The following is a 20,988-nucleotide window of genomic DNA, read 5'->3' on the forward strand; positions in this document are numbered from 1 at the left end:
GCCCGCCTGGCTGACCCAACGCCTGTGGTGGGCGGTGGTGCTCACCGTCGCCTACGTCGGTGTGGTCCGGGTCGCGGCCGCGCTGCGGATCGGCACCCGGCAGACGAGGGCCGTCGCCGGGGTCCTCTACGCGCTCGCGCCGCGCATGCTCGGCGACCTGGGCTCCATCTCCTCCGAGGCCTGGCCCGTGGCGCTGGCGCCGTGGGTGCTGCTCCCGGTGATCCGGGTCCTCCAGGGGCGCATGTCGCCGCGGCGGGGCGGGGCCGGGGCGGCGCTCGCGCTGGCGCTGATGGGCGCGGTCAACGCGGTGGCCACGGCCGCCGCGTGCCTGCCCGCGATCCTCTGGTGGCTCATGCACCGCCCGGGCCGCACCTGGGGCCGGCTCGCCGCGTGGTGGCTGCCCCTGTCACTGGCCGTGAGCCTGTGGTGGGCGGTGCCGCTGGTGTTGCTCGGCCGGGTCTCGCCCCCGTTTCTCGACCACATCGAATCGGCCGAGGTCACCACGCGCTGGTCCTCGGCGACGGAGGTCCTGAGGGGGGCGTCCACGTGGGTGCCGTTCGTGTCCACGGACCGGGTGGCCGGGGCGGCGATCACCAGCGAGCCGGTGTTCGTGCTGGCCACCGGCCTGCTGGCGGCGGTGGGCGTGCTGGGCCTGCTGCGCCGGGGGATGCCCGCGCGGGGTCGACTCGTGGTGATCGCCGCCGTCGGCCTGGTGGCGATGGCGGCGCCGTGGGTCGGGCCGGCCGGCGGGGGGCTGGCGGAGACCCTGCGCGCGTTCCTCGACGGCCCGGGTGCGCCGCTGCGCAACGTCCACAAGTTCGAGCCGCTGCTGCGCCTGCCGCTCGCCCTGGGGACCGCCCACCTGCTGGCGCACCTGCTCGCCGGGCTGGGCCGGGGCACCGCCCGGTCCGCCTTCGCGCATCCCGAGCGACACCGCTCCGTGGCCGTGGCGATGGCGGTGGTGCTCGCGGGCGCCGTGGCGGTGGCGCCGGCGTGGCTCGGCAGGCTCGCCCCCGTCGGCACCCACGAGGCGCTGCCCGATCATTGGCGCGAGGCCGCGGACTGGCTGTCGGAGAACGCGCCGGTCGGCGTGCCGGGGGGTGCGGGGGCCGACCCCGCCGGCACGACCCGCGCGCTCGTGGTGCCCGGCGCGTCGTTCGGCCGCCAGGTCTGGGGCGTGACCCGCGACGAGCCCCTCCAGCCGTTGGCGGAGACGCCGTGGGCGGTCCGCGACTCCGTGCCGCTCCAGCCGGCGCCCGCGATCCGCGCCCTCGACGCCGTGCAGCGCCGGCTCGCCGACGGCAGCCCCGCCCCGGGCCTGGCGGCCACTCTCGCCTCGCTCGGCATCGGTTACCTGGTGGTGCGCAACGACCTCTCCGACGACTCGGGCGCCCCGCGTCCGGTGCTGGTCCACCAGTCGCTCGACGGCTCGCCCGGCCTGGTCAGGGTGGCGGAGTTCGGGGATCCGGTCGGCGGAGCCGTCAGGAGCGACGACGACGAGGTGACGGTCGTCCCCGACTCCGGTCTCCGGCCGGCCTATCCGGCGGTCGAGATCTACCGGGTCGACTCACGCCTGGGGTCGGATGCCGGGTCCCCGGGTCCGCCCCGGTCGGCGACCGCCCCGTACACGGTGGAGGTCCGCGACCTGCCGGTGGTCGCGGGTGGCCCGGAGTCGCTCTCGCGGCTCGACGACCTGCTGGCCGTCCGGGACTCCATCGGCTCGCCGGCCCGGGTGACCCGGCTGCTGGAGGCGGACGCGCTGGCCGCGGCGGTCGACCCGGCCTCCGACCCGCTGCCCCGGCCACGGCCGGTGAACTCGACCGGACCCGTCCTCACCGACTCCCCGACCGACAGGGAGACCGACTTCGGGCGGCTCGACCACCACTCGTCCGCGGTCCGGGCGGAGGACGATCCCCGGCGCAGTCGGGGAACGGTCCCGGACTACGCGGCGACCGTCGGGGACACCCCGCCGCCCCTCGCGCGGGCCCGCTGGTGGGACGCGCGGGTGGCGGTGTCGTCGTCGGCGTCGGACTCCGCGCAGACCGGACCGGTGCTCCCGGCCCGGTCCGTCGCGGCGGCGGTCGACGGCGACCCGGACACCGCCTGGCGCTCCGGCGGTTTCGGCTCCGCGTTCGGGCAGTGGATGGAGATCGACCTGGCCGAGCCCGTGGACCGCGGCCTGCTCAGGATCACGCTGCCCGTGCCGGAGGCCGGCCCGGAGGTCACCTCCCTGCAGGTCCGCACGGACGCCGGCACCACCACGGCGTACCCCTCCGGCGGCACCGAGCTGGTCGTGGCCCTTCCCCCGGGGCCCACGGAGACGGTGCGCGTGACGGCGACGGGGTTCGCCGACGGGGGCCGCGGCACGTACGTCGAGGTGTCGGAGATCGGCCTGAGCTCGGGCGGCCAGGACATCCCGCTGTTGCGGGTCGTGGCCCTGCCGGACCGGCCGGAGGGCGCCCCGGCGCCGTCGGGGTGGCTGCTCCGGCAGGAACTCGGCGGGAGATCCGATTGCGTCCACGGCGGGAGCCCGGTCGAGGGGCTGGCCGGCGCGGAGGAGGAGACCGGCGCGGTCCGGTGCGCGCCCGGACTGGCGATCGACGCCGAGGAGCCGAACCGCTTCGCCCGCCTGCTCGACGTCCCGGCCGACACCGCGGTCGTCCCCCAGGTGCTGATCCGGCCGAAGCCCGGCGCCGCCCTGGACGACGTCCTGCGCGGTGACCCCGCCACCCGCGCGCGGCAGGTCCGGGCCGTGGGCGAGTCCCTGGTCACCGACCCGGCGGGCGGCCCGTCGGCGGCCGTCGACGGCGACCGCTCGACCAGCTGGAACGCCCCCGACGGCCCCTCCCCGTCCCTGGAGCTCCGGCTGCCCGGCCGGCAGCTCGTCGGCTCCCTCCGCCTGTGGGTCCCGCGGTCGCAGGCACCGGCGGCGCCGCGGGTGATCACCGTCGACACCGGGGTCCAGCGCGAGCGGTTCGACCTGGCGGCGATCGAGCCGGAGGAGGACGGCTCCGTGGTGGTCCCGCTGTCCGCCGACCACACCGACCGGGTGACGATCCGGGTCGACGCCGCGGACGACGTGCGGAGTCCGGCCGGGGTGCAACTGCCCACCGGGATCGCCGAGGTGTGGGTGCAGGACGCGTCCGGGGCGAGGATTGGGGCGTTGCCCGCCGCCAACGACCGACCCGTCACCCTGACCTGCCAGGACGGGCCCCGGGTCCACCTCGGTGACCGGGTGGTCGGCACGCGGGTCGTCACCACCCGCCGGGATCTGCTCGAGGGCCGTGCGGTCCGGGCCGAACCCTGCGACCCCGCCCCCGTCCCCCTGGCGGCCGGCCCGGTGGAGGTGTCGGTGGACCCGGGGGAGGCGTTCTCCGTCGACACGGTGGGCCTCGTCGTCGTGGACCGGGGCGCCGGCGGCGACGGCCGCGACGCCGGTGCCGGCGTGCCCGTCCTGGGCGGCGCGTCCCAGGCCACCCGGGCCGTGGCCACGCTGGTCTGGGACGCCTCGCGCCGCGAGCTGCACGTGCCCGCCGCCCCCCGGGAACGGGTGCTGGTGGTGCCGGAATCGGTGAGCCCCGCGTGGGAGGCGCGGCTCGTGGCCGACGACGGCTCCGAGCTGCCCGACGCGCGCCCGGTGACCGTGGACGGCTGGAAACAGGGCTGGGTGTTGCCCGCCGCCGGCACCGGGGCCACGCTCGTCCTCACGGTCCCGCTCGACGGGCCCTACCGGGCGGCGCTGCTCACGGGGCCGTTCGCCCTGGCCCTGGTGCTGGCGCTCTTCCTGCTCCGGGGTCGCGACCGTGCGGGTGCCCGCGCCCGCGTGTGGCGGGCGGGCGGGGCGGTGACCGTGGGTGCCACGGCCGCGGTCGGCGTCCTCCTGGCGGGACCGGTCGGGCTCGGACTGACGGTGGTGCTCACCGCCGGTGCGCTGGTGGCGAGCCGTCGCCTCGGGGCGGGCCGGGCGCGGGAGCTGCTGGTCGCGGGGGCGGGCGTGGGGATCGTCGCGGGTGCCTCGCTCCTGGCCCGGGCGCCCTGGCCGACGCCCGCCGGGTACGCGGGCGACGGCTGGGCCCCTCAGGTCGCGACGGTCGCCGGACTGGTCTGCGCAGGGTTGGCCGTGGCCTGGCCGTCGGGCCGGTCCGCCCCGCGGGGCGAGAAGAACCGCCGCGCCGGCTCCTCGACCAGCGCGTAGCTGACCGCCGCGATCACCGTGGTGGCCGCGACGGTCACGAGCCACACCGTGAGCATCCGGCCGGAGAACATCGGGACGAACGCGATCTGGAACGCGAAGTGCAGGACCAGGACGTGCCAGAGGAACACGCCGTAGGACCAGCGGCCCAGCGTGCCGAACGGGGCGGAGCCGAGGATCGCGAAGCGCTGACCCTCCGGGGCCAGCGCGACCGGGGCGAGGAGGCAGAACGCCACCACCGCGCCGATCGCGGTGCGCGCGGCGAACTCCGGGCCGGAGGGGTGGACGAAGCCCTCGACGAACCACCGCGGGACGGTGCTGATGCCGAACGCCACCGCGGCGACGGCCCACCAGCCCCACCTGGCGTGGCGGGGCCGGGCCAGGGCGGCGACGCGGCCGGGTGGGGAGGTGGCGAGTTCGGCGAGGATCATCCCGGCGGCGAACCACGAGGCGAAGGCCGGCGGCAGGATCTGGTCGTTGAGGCGGTCGGGCAACCCGAGGTCGTACCACGGGACCAGCGCCCACCCCAGGCTCAGCATTCCCACAGCCGCGATCACCGGGATGCGCCAGCGCGCCGCGGGGCCGCGCAGGCCCGCGAGCGCCCACCACAGGAGCGGCAGGGTGAGGTAGAAGATCATCTCCACCGACAGCGACCACGCGTGGGTGAGACCCTCGACGAGGGAGTCGGGGACCAGGACCTGCGTCAGCGTCAGGTTGGCCGTCCAGGTCCACGCGGAGCTGCTCGCGTTCTGCGGGATGACGAGGAACGCCACGGCCACCAGGGTGAGGTAGGCGGGCATGATCCGCACGAGGCGAGAGCGCAGGTAGGCGGGGGCCGACCGCGCCGTCCCCGGCCCCCCGCGCCGGGCGTGGGAGGCGTGGGTGCGCCACAGGAGAAAGCCCGAGAGCGCGAAGAACACCGCCACCGACAGGTCCATCCGGCCCCAGACCCGGTGGATCACCGAGCCCGTGGACGAGCCGGTCTGGAACGCGACGTGGGTGGTGAGAACGGCGAAGGCGGCCACCGCGCGGAGGCCCTCGAGGGCCGGGACGAAGCCCCTCGCGGACGGAAGAATTCCGCTTCCTTGGTCGGGGGTGCCGAATGCGTTCTTCATCACTGTTAATCTTCTCCTGATGATGGTCCGGCCGGGCACTCGAACCGGAAGGCTACCGGGGAGTAACCGGCGGACCGAGGGCGCGACTCCAGGAGGACAACCGATGGCACGTCAGAGCAGTTCAGCGGGACGGAGGTCGTCAGTGCCCGCTTTGGTCCTCGTCGGGCTCGGCACCTTCCTCATCACTATCGCACTAGCACTCGTCTTCTTCGTGGTGCCGGCGCAGAAGAAGACCCCACTGGACATCAATTCCACGACGGTCACGGAAACCTACCCGGGTGCGGTCCTGGTGGGTAAGGCCCTGGCGAGCAACACGCCGACGGACCTCAACTCCGACCGGCCCGAGTGTCGGGCCCCCGCCGCGTCCCGCGGCGGGGACGCCGAGACCGTCGCCGGCGACGAGGCCCAGGACACCGAGGTCAAGTTCCCCGTCTCCTGCTTCATCGACAACGACATCCCCATGTACTCGCAGCGGCGTGTCCAGGCCGTCGAGCCCTCGGATGCCGACGTGATCACGCTGCAGGCCGCCCAGTCGCTGTTCCGCGAGGACATCACCGGCCCGACCGGGGTCGAGGGCCTGATCAACGCCTCCATCGACCGCGTGACCGTGGACCGCGTCGACGCCATGCCGATCGACGAGGCCGTCAGCAGCCTGCAGGTCGTCGCCTCCTCCGGCGACAACTCCGCTCCCACCGGCTTCGTGCGCGAGGGCCTGCAGTACAAGTTCCCGTTCGACACCGAGCAGCGGGACTACGACTACTTCGACGCCAACACCTTCACCACCAACCCGATCTCCTTCGTCGGTGAGACCGAGATCGCGGGCATCCCGGCCTACGAGTTCACGCAGGTGCTCGGACCGATCGACATGTGGTCCTCGATCCGCGACCACTTCGCCAAGATCAGCGACGGTTACGACCCGGCCGTCGAGTCGGTCCTCGCGAGCTACCGTCGCGAGGGCATGACCGCCGGCCAGTGGGGCCTGGGCGGCGACCCGAAGCGCGAGGTCGACATGCGCCGCTTCTACACCAACACCCGCACGATCTGGGTGAACCCGGCGACCGGTCAGATCGTCAACGGCACGGAGAACGTGTACCAGTTCTTCGCCGAGGACCAGGCCGAGGCCGAGGCCTTCTTCAACGACAAGGCGGCCATGGAGGCCGAGAAGGCCGAGCCCACCCGCACGGCGGTCCGCTTCGGGTCCGGCTGGAACGAGGAGACCAAGGAGATGACGCTGTCCGGTGCGCAGGAGACCGCGGACACGCTCAACACCTTCGGTCGCATCGCGCCGGCGGTCCTCGGCGTGCTCGGCCTGCTCGCGCTGATCGGCGGCATCCTGCTGGGTGTCCGTGCCGGCGGTCGCAAGTCCGAGGCCCGCGCCTGAGCGCCTGAGTCCGTAAGCGACCCCAGGAGCGTCCCGCACACTCCGCCCTCGTGGCGGGTGTGCGGGACGCTCCTCTTTGTGGCCCCCGGCCCCCGGCTCGCGGGACGGGTCAGGCCGGTCGGGGCCGGAGCGCGCGCCACCCGGCCACGAGGGTGGTGAGGACCACCACGACGAGGGTCGCACCCAGCACGGCCGCCAGTTCCCGGGGTGCGGCCCACACGGCGACACCGGTGAGCGCGAGCCCGCACCAGGCGATCGCGGCCTCCGCCGTCCGGCCCGAGGCGATGGCCGCGAGCAGGAGCGCCTGCAGGACGCTGAGGGTGACGCCGAGGGCGGCAAAGGCCCACAGCACCCCGGCGACCGGGCGGTAGTCCTCGCCCACCACGGCCGGGACGAGCGGGCCGGCGACCGCGGCGGCCACCACGACCAGCGCGCCGATGCCCAGCAACACCCGGACGGCAAACCGGACGGCGCCGCGGTGCCCGGCGGGATCGGCCATCCGCGGGTAGAGCACCGTGCCCACGGCCTGCGGGAGCCAGAAGGCCGCCTTGGCGGCGACGGCGCCGAGCGCGTACCGGCCGGCATCCTCGGGGGACAGCAGCGCCCGGGCCAGGAGCAGGTCCACCGAGGTCAGGGCCATCATCACCAGCTGGACCTGCCCGGCCGCGAGGACGGCCGCCACGCCCGGCGAGGTCAGGGTCCCCGCGCCGGCCGCAGCAGGGCCGGACCCCGCGCCGGCCCCCGCCGCCCGTATCCACGCCGCTCCCGCCCACGCCAGGGCCACGCCGACCGCGCCCGCCGCGAGCGCGGGCCCGACCCCGCCGCCGGCGGCGAGCACGGCGACCGCCGGGACGACCTTTCCCGCCCCGGCCAGCGCGAGCACCGCGCCGAGGGCGCGGAACCGTTCGGCGCCCTGGAGCAGCCCCTGTTCGGTGGCGAGCAGGCAGAGCACCGGGCCCGGGGCCAGCGCCGCAGCGGTGGCGAGGACGGGCGTGTCGAGCGCCAGCGACACCGGGACCACGGCGAGGGCGGCGATCACCGCGACGAGCGCCGCGACGCGGGCACCGAGCGAGCGCAGCGCCCCGGACGGGGTGCCGCGGACGAGCTCGCGGGCCACCACGGCCTGCAGGGCCAACGACGGCACGGCGACCAGCAGCTGCGCGGAGAGCAGTGCGGCGAAGGCTCCGTAGCCCTCGGGGCCGAGCCAGCGTGAGGCGGGCAGGTGCAGCAGGTAGGCGGCGACGTTGGCCAGCAGGGAACCCAGGGTCACCGCCCCGGCGCCGGTCACCAAACGCCTGGTGGCGGAGTCCGGTGCCGCCTCGCGCGCCTGATGATCCACACCGGTGATCGTAGGGTGTCGCCCGGCGCCGGGCGGCGGCGGACGCCGTGGTGGAATGTCCGCATGTCAGCCACCGTCGACGGGTCGACCCCGGCCGTGGGGATCGGGGCGGACGCCGCCGTCGGCGTGGCGGTCACGGGGCTGCTCCTGGCGGGGCTGGCGCGCCCTGGCTTCCCGTTGCTGCGGGACTGGGTCTCGACGCCGACGCCGCCGCTGTCGGACGCCGCCCTCGGTCTGGGCGAGTCGGCCGCGAGGGCGGTGCCGCAGGACGTGGCGGTCGTGTGGGCGACGCGGGCGCTCGACGCCGTGGGCCTGCCGGTGTGGCCCCTGACGGGCCTGCTCACGGCCGTGTTCTGCGTGTGGCTCGCGGTGGCGGCGGGGGCCCTGGTCCGGCGTGTGGTGCCCGGCGCCGACGCCCCCGGTGCGGCGGGGTTCCTGCTGAGGCTGCCGGTCGTGGTGGGCGCGGTGTGGAACCCGTTGGTGGTGGAGCGGCTCCTGCAGGGCCACTGGTCGCTCCTGGCCGGGGTGGCGGCGGTGGTGTCGATGCCGGTGCTCCTGGCTCGGACCGGGCCCCGCGTGGCGGCGGCGTGCGCGGCGCTGGCCGCGGCGGGGCTGACGCCGACGGGGTGGCTGCTGGCCGTGGTCGCCGCCGCCGTGGCGCTGGGCTGCGCGGGTCGGGGCGGCCGTCGGCGCGCGGCGCTCTGGCTGGGGGCGACCGCCGTGGTGACCGCGCTGCCGTGGGTGTTGGCCACCGCGCTGGCGGCGGGGAGTTCGGGCATGGCGGGCACGGCTGCCGGGGGCTCCGGCGTGGCGGCGTTCGCCGCGCGCGCCGAGCCCGGCATCGGCACGCTCGGATCGGTCGTCGCCCTGGGCGGGATCTGGAACTCCGCGGCCGTGCCCCCGTCGCGCGCCACCTGGTGGGCGGCCGCCGCGCTGGGCCTGCTGCTGGCCGCGTGGGCGCTCGCGGCGCGGGGACTGTGGCGGGCGCGCCGCGACCCGGTGGTCCGGGCGACGCTGCCGGTCGCGATCGCGACGTGGCTGCTGGTGGCGCTCGCGGCCACGGGTCCCGGCATCGCCGCGGTGGACGCGCTCGTCGAGGCGGTCCCCGCGGCCGGCCTGCTCCGCGACACCCAGAAGTTCGTGGCACTCGCCCTGCCCGCCACCCTGCTCGCCCTCGGCTCGGCCACCCGGGCCCTGTCCCCGCGCCTCACGCCCGCCGGGGCCGCCGCGGTGATCACGGCGGTCGCGCTCGCGGCGGTGCCGGATGCCCCGCGCGCGGTGTGGGACTCGCTGCGGCCGGTCACCTACGGCGGGGGCTGGGCGACGGTGGCCGCGATCGTCGGTGGGCAGGAGGCCGGACGCGGGGTGGCGGGAGGGCCGCCCGGGGACGTCCTGGTCCTGCCGGCGGGGTCCTTCCGCTCGACGCCCCTCTGGGCCGGCGGCGCCGCGGTGCTCGACCCGGCGCCCCGCATGCTCGACGCCCGCGTGGTGGTGCCCGGCGACCTGGTGGTGGGGACCGGGGGCGACGCGGCGATCGTGGCCGGCGAGGGTGACCGCGCCCGCCGGGCCACCGGGGCGCTGCTGCGCGGCGAGGACCCCCGCGTGCTGGCCGGGCTGGGCGTGCGGTGGGTGCTGGACGAGCGCACCTCCGCCGGTCCGCGCGGCCAGGCGGCGCGAACCCTCCAGGCCACGACGACGAGATTCGCCGACACCGAGCTGGTTCTCTACGAGCTGGTGGTGCCTAACGGTCCGGGTGCGGCGATCGACCGGGCTGGCCCGCCGGCCGCGTCGCCGGCCGCACGGGCGGCGGTTCTCGCGGCCCACGCCGTGTGGCTGCTCACCCTGGTGCTCAGCGCGGCGCTCGCGGTCGGGGCTGCGCGCCGCCGATCACGCCGCTCGTCCGCCGCCCCTCGGTGACCGCGACGAGGACCTCCGCCATCGCCGACCCGGTGGCGGGCCACGACAGCCCCGCGGCCTTCCGGCGCGCCGCCTCGCCCATGCGGTCGCGGAGCCCGGGGTCGGCCAGCAGGCGCTCCGTGGCGGCCGTCATGCCCGCGACGCCGTCGGTGAGGATGCCCGTCTCGCCGTCGTCTATCGAGTCCCGCAGCCCCGCCGCGTGGTGGTAGCCGACGGTGGGGACGCCGTGCTGGGCCGCCTCGGAGACGGCGAGCCCCCACCCCTCCTTTCGCGAGGGCATGAGGTGCACCGACGCGGCGGCGAGGATCCGGTGCTTGGTGGCCTCGTCGACGTGCCCGTGGAACACCACCGCGCCGGCGTCGAGCCCGAGCCCGGCGGCGTACTCGCGCAGCCGGTCGGACCACCAGCCGCTGCCGATCACGTCGAGCACCAGCCCGGGGTGGCGCGCCCGCAACACGGTCAGGACGTCGAGGGCGTCCTCGACGTGCTTGTGCGGCACCAGCCGGGACAGCACCACCAGGCGCGGGCCGCCGGCGCGGGTCGCGGGTCCGCCGGGCGACACCCCGGCGGGCAGCGGGTCGAGCCCGTTGCGCACCACCGCGATCCGGGCGGGGTCGACTCCGAGCCCGGCCAGCTCGTCCGCCGACGGCAGGGACACCGTGACGTACTGGCTGTGCGAGTGCACGCGCGGGGCCAGCCACGACTCGATCCACCAACCCACCCGGGCGACCAGCCACCCCGCGACCGGCCACTGCTCGCGGTGGATGTGGTGGACCAGCACCACGACCGGAGCCCGGGTGGCGAGCCGGGCGAAGAAGGGGATGCCGTTCTGGGTGTCCACCACGACGTCGGGCCGCCGCAGGGTCCCGAGCGGCCCCAGCCCGACCCGCCCGGCGAGGATCGCGCCCAGGGCCCGGGGATAGACGGTGAAGCGACCGCCGGCGCGGCTGACGGTGACCCCGGACCCGGTGCCCACGGCCGCTCTCGCCTCGGAGCGTGCGGCACCGCGCGCGCGGGAGGTCCGGTAGACCACGGTGTGCCCCGCCGCCGCCAGGCCGTCGGCGACGTGCTCGAGGTAGCGTTCGCTCCCGCCGCCCTGGGGATGGGTGCTGTCACGCCAGCACAGCAGCAGGATACGAGCCACGGCGCACACTGTACGCAGGCGCCGGTATCGTCTCCGCCGTGACCCCACCTGCAGATCATCGGTCGAGTGCGCTGCGTTCGGTCGCCCGCCGCGCGACCCTCGGGCGGTCCCTCGGGCTGCTCCGCTCGTTCCCGCTGGAGCAGTCGGATCCGGACGCCTTCTACTCCGGCCTCGCCCGCGACACCGTCGAGTTGGTGGCGGACCTGTGGGAAGGGGTGTCGGGAGTGCAGCCGGCGGACCGGCCGCGCGGTCGGCTCCCGGGGCTGACCGTCCTGGACGTGGGCGGCGGGCCCGGGTACTTCTCGGACGCCTACGCCGCCGAGGGCGCGCGGTACGTCTCCGTGGAACCGGACGTGGGGGAGATGTCCGCCGCCGGGCTCGATCAGTCGGGCTCGGTCCGGGGCAGTGGCATGTCCCTTCCGATCCGCACGGACGCGGTGGACGTGTGCATCTCCAGCAACGTGGCCGAGCACGTTCCCGAGCCCTGGACGATGGCCGAGGAGATGTGCCGGGTGACGCGCCCCGGCGGCCTCGTCGTGGTCTCCTACACCCTCTGGTACGGGCCCTTCGGCGGCCACGAGATGGGCCTGACCCACTACCTCGGCGGCGAGCGCGCCCGGCGGATGTACGAACGCCGTCACGGCCGGTCGCCCAAGAACTACTACGGCGAGTCGCTGTTCGAGGTGGGCTGCGCCGAGGGGCTCGAGTGGGCGCGGACCACGTCGTCGGGCGAGCTGGTGGCGGCGTTTCCCCGCTACCACCCGAGGTGGGCGTGGTGGCTGGTTCGGGCGCCGCTGATCCGCGAGGTCCTGGTCTCGAACCTGGTGCTGGTGCTGCGGGCGCGGTAGAGGCGAGTCCCCGGCACCTCGGGTGGCACTCGTCTACAGTGGGTGGAACACGTTCCTGTTTCCCACCTCGCGGAGGTCCCCGTGGTCGTCGTCCATGACAAGCTCTTCTCCGGCACACGCTGGACCGATCCGATCACCACGGGGGTTCTCGAGGTAACGTCACCGGCCACCAACGCGGTCGTGGGGCGGGTCGCCGAGACCACCATCGAGGACGTGGACGAGATGATCAGCCAGGCCCGCGACTCCTTCGAGTCCGGGATCTGGCGCACGACCCCTCCCGTCGAGCGGGGCGCGGTGATCGGCCGCGTCGCCGACCTGATCGAGGAGCGCCAGGCGGAGATCTGCCAGATCCTCTCCGACGAGATGGGCACCCCGCCCGGGACCGCCGCGATGATCCAGGTGACGCCGACGCTCGGGGTCCTGCGCTACTACGCCGGGCTCGGCGCCGGCTTCCCGTGGACGGAGGTGCGCCACGGTGACTTCGGGCCGTCCGTCGTCAGCCGCCAGCCGGTCGGCGTGGTCGCCGCCGTCACCGCCTGGAACGTCCCGCTGTACCTCAACGCCGCCAAGCTCGGCCCCGCGCTGCTCTCGGGTAGCTCGGTGGTCCTCAAGCCGTCGTCGGCCACGCCGCTGTCCGCGCTGTGGCTCGCCGACCTCTTCCGCGAGGCGGGACTGCCCGAGGGTGTCCTGTCCGTGGTGACCGGCCCCAGCGCCGTGGGCGACCATCTGGTCTCGCACCCGGAGATCGACAAGATCTCCTTCACCGGCTCCACCGAAGTCGGCAAGCACATCGCCGGGATCGCCGCCCAGAACCTCAAACGGTGTTCGCTCGAGCTGGGCGGCAAGAGCGCGGCCATCATCCTTGAGGACGCCGACGTGGCCGGGAACGCCGGGAGCATCGTGTTCTCCGCGCTCATGAACTCGGGCCAGGCCTGCGTCTCGCAGAACCGGATCCTGGCGCCGCGCTCGCGCTACGACGAGGTGGTCAAGGCGCTGGTCGAGACCGTCCAGCTGATGCCGGTCGGCGACCCCGCCGCCGAGGGGACCGTGTTCGGCCCGCTCGCCAACCACAAGCAGAAGGCCTCCGTCGAGGGGTACATCCGCAAGGGCGTGGAGGAGGGGGCGACGATCGCCTACGGCGGCGGCCAGGTCGAGGGTCTCCCCGACGCCGTGGCCGGAGGCGCCTTCGTCCAGCCGACCGTGTTCACCGACGTCGACAACTCCATGACCATCGCCCAGGAGGAGATCTTCGGGCCGGTCATGCAGGTGATCGCCTACGACACGGTCGACGAGGCCGTGCAGATCGCCAACGACTCGGAGTTCGGGCTCGCCGGTGCGATCTACTCCGCCGACCCCGACGCCGCGCTCGCCGTGGCCCAGCGGGTCCGGACCGGCACCATGGGCATCAACTGGTACGCCTTCGACCCGACCGCCCCGTTCGGCGGGTTCAAGAACTCGGGCCTCGGCCGCGAGAACGGCACCGAGGGGCTGGAGGCGTATTGCGAGCTGCAGAGCGTGCTCATGCCGTTCGGCTGGGAGCCGTCATCGGACTGAGCCGCTGCTCACGACGGCGCCGGACCCGGGATCGGGTCCGGCGCCGCGGTCGTGCGGTGCTCGCTCACTCCACCCGGTAGCCCACGCCCCGGACGGTCTGGACCTTGTTCTCGCCGATCTTGCGGCGCAGCGACCTGATGTAGACGTTGACGATGTTCGAGCCGGGGTCGAAGTCCATGCCCCAGACGCTCTCGAGGAGCTGTTCGCGGCTGATGGTCTCGCCCTTGTGGCGCAGCAACATCTCCAGCAGCGAGTACTCCCGGTTGGTCAGCTCCTGGATGCGACCGTCCACCTCGACCCGGCGGGTGCGGATGTCCAGCCGCATCCCCCCGTGCTCGAGCAGTTCGGGGACGCGAAACGGCTTGACCATGTAGTCGTTGGCGCCGGAGTCCAGGCCCTCGACGGTGTTGGCCACGCTGTCGCGGGCCGTCAGGATGATGACCGGGGCGGCGAAGCCGTGGCTGCGGGCCTCGCGGAGCAGGGTGAGACCGTCTGTGTCCGGCAGCCCGATGTCGAGCAGCATGAGGTCGACATCGGAGATGGTTGACAGGATCGCATGCGCGCTCTCCCCGTCCACCGCCTCGAGCGCGGTGTACCCCGCCCCGCCGAGTGCTTTGACCAGTACCGACCGGATGAGGTCGTCATCTTCGACGACGAGAACATTCGTCATACAACCCTCCTTCTCAGACTTCGGAGTATCCCACGCGGAAGGCCGGCGGGGACGGTGACGTCGTCCCGTGTCTCCCGGTCCGTCCGATCGTGGCCGGCCTCACGGCCCCGGCTCGGCCGAGGGGGACACCCGGCCCCGGCCCCGCTCCGTGTCGCTGGCCGCGGGGACGAAGGGGACGACGATGCAGAACGCGGCCCCGCCGCCCTCGGCGTTGAACGCGAACGCGCGACCCCCGTGCGCCCGGGCGATGGTGGAGACGATCGCCAACCCGAGGCCGGTCCCCCCGCGCCCGTCACGGAGCTGCCCTCGCGCGGTGTGGAAGCGCTCGAAGATGCTCTCCTCCTCGCCTTCCGGTATCCCCGCTCCGTGATCGCGGACCCACCAGAGCAGTCGACGGCGGTACGTCTCCCCCCTGGGGCCGGGGGGCAGGGGGGTGGTGGCCGCAGAGTCGGGGACGGTGGGCTCGCCGGGGGCGATCTCCCGGCACCCGATCTCGATCCGATCGCCCTCCCCGGTGAACCGGACGGCGTTGGAGCAGAACTGGATCAGAGCCTGGGTGATCCGGTGCTGGTCCAACTGGGCCACGCCCTCGGCGTACGGCAGGACCGCCCAGTCGCGGTCGGCGATCACGTCGATCTTCGCCTCGACGTCCAGGACCAGGTCGGAGACATCGGTCGGGGTCGTGCGGAGGAAATCGGGGCGGTCGGCGCGGGCCAGGGTGAGCAGGTCCTCGACGATCCGGGTCATCCGGGACAGTTCGTCCTGGATGATGCGGGTGATCTCGGCGCGCTCGACCGGGTCCTCGGGCAGGAGGTCCAGATTGCCCTGGACCACGGTGAGGGGCGTGCGGAGCTCGTGGCCCGCGTCGTCGAGGAACTCCCGCTGCGTCCGATAGGCGTCCTCCACGCGCTCGAGCATCGCGTTGACCGTGTCGGCGAGCGAGACGATCTCGTCCGGCCCGTCCGCCGGGACGCGGCGTGACAGGTCGGCTGCCGAGATGGTGTCCGCGGCCTCACGGATCCGTCGGACGGGCACGAGCATCCGTCCGGCGACCAACCACGCGAGGAGCGAGCTGAGGACGATGCCGCCCGCACCGGTGATGAGGAGGAGATCGGCGACCCGTGACGACTCCTCGTCGGTGCCGGCATCGCTGATCGCCACCACGATGTTGGAGGGACCCGCGGGGCTGGAGACGGTGGCCTTGCGCCAGCGGACCGTGTTGTCGAGCACCCCGGAGTCCTTCTCCGGGACGAGCCCGATCCGCTGGATCCGTGCGCGGGTGTCGGGTGGGAACAGCGCATCGTCCTCCGGCCCGTACCGCGAGAGGGTGAACTGCGTGCCGGACTCCTCCGCGGTGCCGACCAGCAACAGCTCGGCCGAGGGGTACTGCTGGGCCAGATAGGCGCGGATCAGCTGCTCGGCGGTCGGGTCCTCGGACTCGAAGGACGGCAGGATCCCTGCGGTCATGAACGAGGAGAAGTCGGCCGCCTCCCGGTTGAGCTGGAGGTCGATCGTGCGCTGGTGGGTGAGGTCGAGCAACTGCAGGGTGAAGAGCACCATCGTCGCGAACACCGCGGCGGAGATGAGCGTGATGCCCAGGGTGATGCGCAGGCGCGCCGAGTACCACCAGCGGATCGAGCGCGCCCTTCTGTGCCGCGTGCTCACCTCGGTGGTGGTCGGTCGTCCGAACCGCGGCCCTGATCGTGCGTTCGGGCGGAGGCGTGCGGCGGGGGTCCGGTGGTGTCCGCGTGGTCGGGACGGCCCCTGTCCGCCGCGTGGGGCGGCGGTGCGTCACCCCCGGAGCGGTCCGCGTCGACGCGCATCGGCGACGCGGTGTCCGACTCCGGTTGTGTGGACTCGGGATGCTCGGCCGTGGGCGGCCGGGAGGGGAACAGCTTGACCATGGCGGTGGGTGCGGAGGGCGCGGTGGGCCCCGGTGTGGCCGTCTCGTCGGGCAGGGGTGCCACGTCGGGCTCATCGGAAGGGGTCGACGGGGGGAGACCGGGTGCGGGGATCCCGGAGAGCGGGGCGTCGACGGGCGGGAAGTCGCCCGACCTCCGGCCGGGCTCCCCGGTCTGCCGGGGCACGTCCGCCAGGGGCGTGAGAGGCGGGAGTTCCGGCGTCGGAGGCGGCAGGAGGGAGAGGAACCCGGAAATCGACCCGGGGAGATAGACCGTGGAGGCGCCGTCGCGGACCGTCAGGTGCGGCCGCGTGCCCTCGATCTCGGTGCCGCCGTCGCCCCCGTCGCCGTCCGGTCCGGTTCTCGTGGGCCCGTCGACGGTGCCGCCCGGGGAGGGGGCGGGGGACTCCGGGGGGCTGTTCACGACCACCGCGGCGGCGATGGCCAGGCCGCCGACCACCACGGGGAGGGTCATGATCCCGAGGGTGGTGAGCCTCATACCCGTTCTCCCCATTAGTCGATGACGCGCGGATGTCCCCACCCACTGTCGCATCAATCGACGACGTAGTGAAGAGCGTCCCTCCCGCGGTGGTGGCAGACGGGCCGCGCCCAGGGGGGCGCGGCCCGTCTGCGGGATCCCGCGGAGCCGAACGGAGTCAGCCCAGGCGCTCCTTGAGCGCGGCGAACTGCTCGTGGACCTCGGCCGGCACCTTGGGGCCGCAGAACTCGAGCCAGTCGGCGATGAGCGGGAGTTCGCGACGCCACTCCTCGGGATCCACGGCGAGGGCGGCTTCGACGTCCTGGAGCGCGGTGTCGAGGCCGGTCATGTCGATGTCGGCGGCGCGCGCGGTCAGCCCGGCAGCCGTCTCGTCGCCCTCGACGCGGCCCTCGATGCGGTCCACGATCCACTTGAGGACCCGGCTGTTGTCGCCGAAGCCCGGCCACAGGAAGCGTCCGTCGGCGCCCTTGCGGAACCAGTTCACCAGGAAGATCTTGGGCATCGAGTCGCCGCCACGGGCGCCCATGTCCACCCAGTGCTGGAAGTAGTCGCCGACGTTGTAGCCGATGAACGGCAGCATGGCCATCGGGTCGCGGCGGACCGCCCCGACCTTGCCCTCGGCGGCGGCGGTCTGGCCGGAGGAGAGGGTGGCGCCGATGTAGACGCCGTGGTTCCAGGAGTAGGCCTCGCTCACCAGCGGGACGGTGTCCGCCCGGCGGCCGCCGAACAGGATCGCCGAGATCGGCACACCCTCCGGCGAGTTGAACTCGGGGGCGGTGACCGGGCACTGGTCGATCGGCACGCAGTACCGCGAGTTGGGGTGCGCGGCGTTGCCGGCCCCGCCGTCGCCGGCCGGGGTCCAGTCGTTTCCGAGCCAGTCGATGAGGTGATCCGGCGTGCCCTCGAGTCCCTCCCACCACACGTCGCCGTCGTCGGTCAGCGCCACGTTGGTGTAGATGGCGTTGCCCGGCTCCAGCGTCTTCATGGCGTTGGGGTTGGACGAGTAGTTGGTGCCCGGGGCGACGCCGAAGAAGCCGAACTCGGGGTTGACCGCGTAGAGGCGGCCGTCCGCACCGAATCGCATCCACGCGATGTCGTCGCCGATGACCTCCGCGCGCCACCCCTCGATGGTGGGCTGCAGCATCGCGAGGTTGGTCTTTCCGCAGGCAGACGGGAAGGCGGCGGCGATGAAGTGCTCCTCGCCCGCCGGCGAGATGAGCTTGAGGATGAGCATGTGCTCGGCCATCCAGCCCTCGTCACGTGCCATGGCGGAGGCGATGCGGAGAGCGAAGCACTTCTTGCCCAGGAGGGCATTGCCGCCGTACCCGGAACCGTAGGACCAGATCTCCCGGGTCTCGGGGAAGTGGGTGATGTACTTGTCCTCGTTGCACGGCCACGGGACGTCCTTCTGGCCCTCGGCCAGCGGGGCACCCACCGAGTGGAGGCCCTTGACGTACTCGCCCGCGCCGCCGATCTTCTCGAGCGCGGCGGCCCCCATCCGGGTCATGATCTTCATGGAGGTCACGACGTAGGCGGAGTCGGTGAGCTCGATCCCGAGCTTGGGGTCCTCGGCGTCGAGCGGGCCCATGCAGTACGGGACCACGTACATCGTGCGGCCGCGCATGCTGCCGCGGAACAGATCGGTCATCTCGCCGCGCATGACGTCGGGGTCCCGCCAGTTGTTGGTGGGGCCGGCGTCCTCCTCGTTCGCCGAGCAGATGAACGTCCGGGACTCGACCCGGGCCACGTCCTTCGGATCGGACTGGGCCAGGAACGAGTTGGGCTTCTTCGCCTCGTCGAGCTTGACGAAGGTCCCGGAGGCCACCATCTCGGCCGTGAGACGGTCCCACTCCGCGGCGGAGCCGTCCGCAAAGACGACCCGGTCCGGCTGGGTGAGTTCGGCGACCTCCGCGATCCACGCGAGCATCTCCGCGTGATCGGTTGGCGCCTGACCCTCGAGGCCGGGAATGGTGGTGGTGGTCATCACAGCTCCTCGCGCGTGGTGCATGGTGTCCCTCACACACTATCGTCAACCCGGTGGGTGCGCCGCGTTCACGCCCCCATTCGAGGCCCCGACGTGAGCGGGCCCTCAGGTTTCAGATGTGTCCGTGGTCGATGCGTTCCCACCGGGCCGGCGTCGGCACCGAGTCCGGGGACCCGGGACCGGGCTCGTTCGTGAAGCCGCCGAAGGGGACTCCCTCCGCCGGGTTGGCGAGGCGCCACGAGTCGTAGCTGCCGTCGAAGCGGACCGTCGAGACGTGGTCCACGGTCCCGTCGCCGTCGACATCCGTATAGACGGTCAGCCCCCTGACGTCCCCCCGGGTGACGGCCTCCATGAATCCGTCACCGTCGAGGTCCGCCTCCGGCGCGCCGAGGTCGAGCACGTCCTCGCCGACCGGCACGTGGAGGCCCAGGGAGGAGGGCTCGGCCAGAGGGGCGTCGTCGAGTCCGCAGACGTCCGGCGCCGCCGCGTGGTCCGAGGGGTCGGCGCCGAAGAAGGGGTCGGTCATGAGGAGGGGCTCCCGGTGGGTCTCGACTGACGGTTCCGGCGGATCCGACGTTCCAGATCGCCGACCCGGGGGCCCGGATCGTGGACGAATCCGTCGGTGATGGTGGACTCCGCCGCCAGGATCCGGGCACCGAGGGACTGTTCGACCTCGGCGCGCAGTGCACCGAGCCGCTCGGTCACCACGGCGACCGTGTGCGTCCGCAGCGTCTGCGTGCGGCGGACCGAGACGGTGGTCCACCCCAGGGCCAGGCCGCAGAGCAGCGCGAACGGGATCACGACGGCGGCCACCCCGGGGACCTCGGCGAGCGGGGACAGGAGCATGCGCCCCACCCCGGTTCCGCCGGCCGCGCCCATCACCAGGACGAGGGCCTCCTCGCCGAGGTTCCGCGGCGGGCGGCCCGGGATGATCCCGCCGGTGGGCGCCGGGATGGGCGGCGCGGCGGGCGCGGCCGCGCCCAGGTGACGGGCCACCAGCGACTCGGCGCGACGGTCGGCGCGGGAGACGGTCCCGGTGACGGCGGCGTCCGCGTCCGCGGCCAGGTCACGGACGATCCCGTCGACCCTGGAGCGGGGCGCCGCCGCCAACTCCTCGCGCGCCCTCGAGCCGAGATCCCGCACCGAACGGTGCAGATCCTGCACCACCTCCATGCGTAAGGCCTGCACGTCCTGGCGGAGTGCCTGCGAGCGGGAGGTGATGGCCTCCGTCCGCCGCGCGAGCAGCCAGTCGACGGTGGCGGTCGCGGGGTCGGGTGCCCGGTCGGCGGCGGGTGCCGGGTGCGCGCGCCCGGGACGACCCCCGAGGCCCGCGGTGCCGTCCAGGACCGTGAGCAGGTCGGATGCCGCACCGGGGTCACCGTCGAGCAGCCGGACCGGCCCCGACACCCCCGCATCGGCCAGTCGCCGGGTGGTCACGTCGAGGGTCTCGGCGAGTGCCTCCGGGCTGCACGACGCCGCCCGCCCGGCCAGCGCCACCGCGAGCGGGATGCGGGCGGCCACGCCGCGCGCGACCTCGAGGTCGTCGGGCCTGATGGGACAGACGGCGTCGACGACGAGGACCGCGGCGTCCGGGCGGTCGTCGGGCCCGGCGTCCACGAGAACGCGGAACCGGGGTCCGCGATCGGTGGCCTCGGCCCGCGCGGCCGCGGAGAGCGCCTCGGCCACGGCGGGGACCGCGGAGTCCCGCGGCCCGAGGACGGCGAGCGTGAGGCCTGTGCGGGTGGCGGTCATGGGCGTCCCGACGCACCGAGTGCACACAGCGCGACCTCCGCCAGATCCCCGACCTCGTCGTGGACCGAGAGTCGGTGCAACTCCGCCTCCAGCCGGCCGGCGCGGACGGCGCCGAGCCCGTCGAGCGCGCGGTCGAGGAAGGCGATCACGGGATCGAGTGACCCGTCGGACGGGTGGCGGGCGTCCACCCCGGGCAGGCCACCGGCCCAGCGCGGCCGGTCCTCGTCGTCGACCCCCGTCGCCACCACCAGGAGGGGATGGGCGCGCGGGCGACGAATCCACGCCTCCTCGTGCCGACAGGGCGCCGTGCGCAGGCAGACGATCTCGACGTCGGGTGGACACCCGGCCGGTCGGCCGGGCGCGGCCACAACATCGAGGTCGTCGACCGCCGGGTGCCACCCGCGCCTGGTCTGGAGCGCCGCGGCCAGGGTGCGTCGACCCGACCCGAGCCCGCCCCTGATGCGGAGATCGACCGGCGCGTCGAACCGGGCGAGCGCCCGGTCGAGGACCCGCCCGTCCCGGGACTCGAGGTCCCCGGCGGCGTGCTCGTGCGCGGAGCCGATGATCCGCCGGACCCGCGCGGCGGGATCGGCACCCGGGCCCGGCGCGGCCGCGCGGCGGAGGGGGGTGTCGCGGGTCACTGTCGGCACGGGGTCATCGTGGCCTGACGGGACCTCCGCGGCAAGACCTTCC

The 20,988-nt window shown here is 74.3% G+C and carries 15 protein-coding genes; 5 read left to right on the plus strand and 10 right to left on the minus strand.

The genetic code is table 11. The features are described from left to right. A partial coding sequence (locus tag B4M60_RS11755) for an alpha-(1->3)-arabinofuranosyltransferase domain-containing protein (protein ID WP_291084051.1) occupies positions 1-4,195 on the plus strand: 4,195 nt, incomplete at its 5' end. On the opposite strand, the gene B4M60_RS11760 is transcribed toward B4M60_RS11755, so the two are convergent. Beyond that, positions 4,078-5,346: an acyltransferase family protein gene (locus B4M60_RS11760; protein WP_291084053.1), complete on the minus strand. Its 1,269-nt coding sequence runs from the start codon at positions 5,344-5,346 to the stop codon at positions 4,078-4,080. The two genes, B4M60_RS11755 and B4M60_RS11760, sit on opposite strands and share 118 nt — an antisense overlap. A gap of 103 nt (positions 5,347-5,449) precedes the next feature. On the opposite strand from B4M60_RS11760, the gene B4M60_RS11765 reads away from it, so the two are divergent. Further along, a complete protein-coding gene (locus tag B4M60_RS11765; RefSeq protein WP_291084056.1) occupies positions 5,450-6,688 on the plus strand; it encodes a DUF3068 domain-containing protein in 1,239 nt (412 codons plus the stop codon). 109 nt (positions 6,689-6,797) lie between these two features. On the opposite strand, the gene B4M60_RS11770 is transcribed toward B4M60_RS11765, so the two are convergent. Beyond that, complete coding sequence (locus B4M60_RS11770) at positions 6,798-8,027, minus strand: polysaccharide biosynthesis protein (protein WP_291084060.1); 1,230 nt, start codon at positions 8,025-8,027, stop codon at positions 6,798-6,800. Positions 8,028-8,090: 63 nt separating this feature from the next. Here B4M60_RS11770 and B4M60_RS11775 point away from each other — a divergent pair, with 63 nt between their 5' ends. Next, entirely contained in the window at positions 8,091-9,944 is a 1,854-nt protein-coding gene (locus tag B4M60_RS11775; protein WP_291084063.1) for a hypothetical protein, read from the plus strand. On the opposite strand, the gene B4M60_RS11780 is transcribed toward B4M60_RS11775, so the two are convergent. Next, positions 9,877-11,088, minus strand: a complete 1,212-nt coding sequence (locus B4M60_RS11780; protein WP_291084066.1) for a glycosyltransferase family 4 protein — start codon at positions 11,086-11,088, stop codon at positions 9,877-9,879. The two genes, B4M60_RS11775 and B4M60_RS11780, sit on opposite strands and share 68 nt — an antisense overlap. A 38-nt stretch (positions 11,089-11,126) precedes the next feature. Between B4M60_RS11780 and B4M60_RS11785 the strand changes: the two genes are divergently transcribed. Together B4M60_RS11785 and B4M60_RS11790 are read left to right on the plus strand one after the other, a co-directional pair. Next, positions 11,127-11,936 (plus strand): class I SAM-dependent methyltransferase, encoded by an 810-nt coding sequence (locus tag B4M60_RS11785; RefSeq protein ID WP_291084069.1) that lies wholly within the window; start codon positions 11,127-11,129, stop codon positions 11,934-11,936. A gap of 42 nt (positions 11,937-11,978) precedes the next feature. Next, positions 11,979-13,490 (plus strand): aldehyde dehydrogenase, encoded by a 1,512-nt coding sequence (locus B4M60_RS11790; RefSeq protein WP_291084072.1) that lies wholly within the window; start codon positions 11,979-11,981, stop codon positions 13,488-13,490. Between the two features lie 64 nt (positions 13,491-13,554). On the opposite strand, the gene B4M60_RS11795 is transcribed toward B4M60_RS11790, so the two are convergent. From B4M60_RS11795 to B4M60_RS11825, 7 genes are all read right to left on the minus strand, one after another. Then, positions 13,555-14,160 carry a response regulator transcription factor gene (locus tag B4M60_RS11795; protein ID WP_291084075.1) on the minus strand — a complete coding sequence of 202 codons (606 nt, stop codon included), beginning with the start codon at positions 14,158-14,160 and terminating at the stop codon, positions 13,555-13,557. A 99-nt stretch (positions 14,161-14,259) separates the two neighbouring features. Beyond that, positions 14,260-15,825: a sensor histidine kinase gene (locus B4M60_RS11800; protein WP_291084078.1), complete on the minus strand. Its 1,566-nt coding sequence runs from the start codon at positions 15,823-15,825 to the stop codon at positions 14,260-14,262. Then, the gene (locus B4M60_RS11805) at positions 15,822-16,559 is read right to left on the minus strand and encodes a hypothetical protein (protein ID WP_291084081.1); all 738 of its coding nucleotides are present in this window, start codon (positions 16,557-16,559) and stop codon (positions 15,822-15,824) included. Before B4M60_RS11805 ends, B4M60_RS11800 begins: the two co-directional genes overlap by 4 nt. 157 nt (positions 16,560-16,716) lie before the next feature. Next, positions 16,717-18,543, minus strand: a complete 1,827-nt coding sequence (locus B4M60_RS11810; RefSeq protein ID WP_291084084.1) for a phosphoenolpyruvate carboxykinase (GTP) — start codon at positions 18,541-18,543, stop codon at positions 16,717-16,719. Between the two features lie 112 nt (positions 18,544-18,655). Further along, positions 18,656-19,069 (minus strand): DUF6802 family protein, encoded by a 414-nt coding sequence (locus B4M60_RS11815; protein WP_291084087.1) that lies wholly within the window; start codon positions 19,067-19,069, stop codon positions 18,656-18,658. Next, positions 19,066-20,295: a hypothetical protein gene (locus B4M60_RS11820; protein ID WP_291084090.1), complete on the minus strand. Its 1,230-nt coding sequence runs from the start codon at positions 20,293-20,295 to the stop codon at positions 19,066-19,068. Before B4M60_RS11820 ends, B4M60_RS11815 begins: the two co-directional genes overlap by 4 nt. Then, complete coding sequence (locus B4M60_RS11825) at positions 20,292-20,945, minus strand: hypothetical protein (protein ID WP_291084093.1); 654 nt, start codon at positions 20,943-20,945, stop codon at positions 20,292-20,294. The genes B4M60_RS11820 and B4M60_RS11825 overlap by 4 nt, the downstream gene beginning before the upstream one ends. Between the last annotated feature and the right edge of the window lie 43 nt (positions 20,946-20,988).

The sequence above is a fragment of the Dietzia sp. UBA5065 genome, from assembly GCA_002415925.1.
In the GTDB taxonomy this organism is placed as follows: Bacteria; Actinomycetota; Actinomycetes; order Mycobacteriales; family Mycobacteriaceae; genus Dietzia.

Coding starts and splice junctions, on each gene's coding strand:
- B4M60_RS11815 (WP_291084087.1), bottom strand. CDS start 19,069: ATGACCGACCCCTTCTTCGGCGCCGACCCCTCGGACCACGCGGCGGCG.
- B4M60_RS11795 (WP_291084075.1), bottom strand. CDS start 14,160: ATGACGAATGTTCTCGTCGTCGAAGATGACGACCTCATCCGGTCGGTA.
- B4M60_RS11810 (WP_291084084.1), bottom strand. CDS start 18,543: ATGACCACCACCACCATTCCCGGCCTCGAGGGTCAGGCGCCAACCGAT.
- B4M60_RS11820 (WP_291084090.1), bottom strand. CDS start 20,295: ATGACCGCCACCCGCACAGGCCTCACGCTCGCCGTCCTCGGGCCGCGG.
- B4M60_RS11775 (WP_291084063.1), top strand. CDS start 8,091: ATGTCAGCCACCGTCGACGGGTCGACCCCGGCCGTGGGGATCGGGGCG.
- B4M60_RS11805 (WP_291084081.1), bottom strand. CDS start 16,559: ATGAGGCTCACCACCCTCGGGATCATGACCCTCCCCGTGGTGGTCGGC.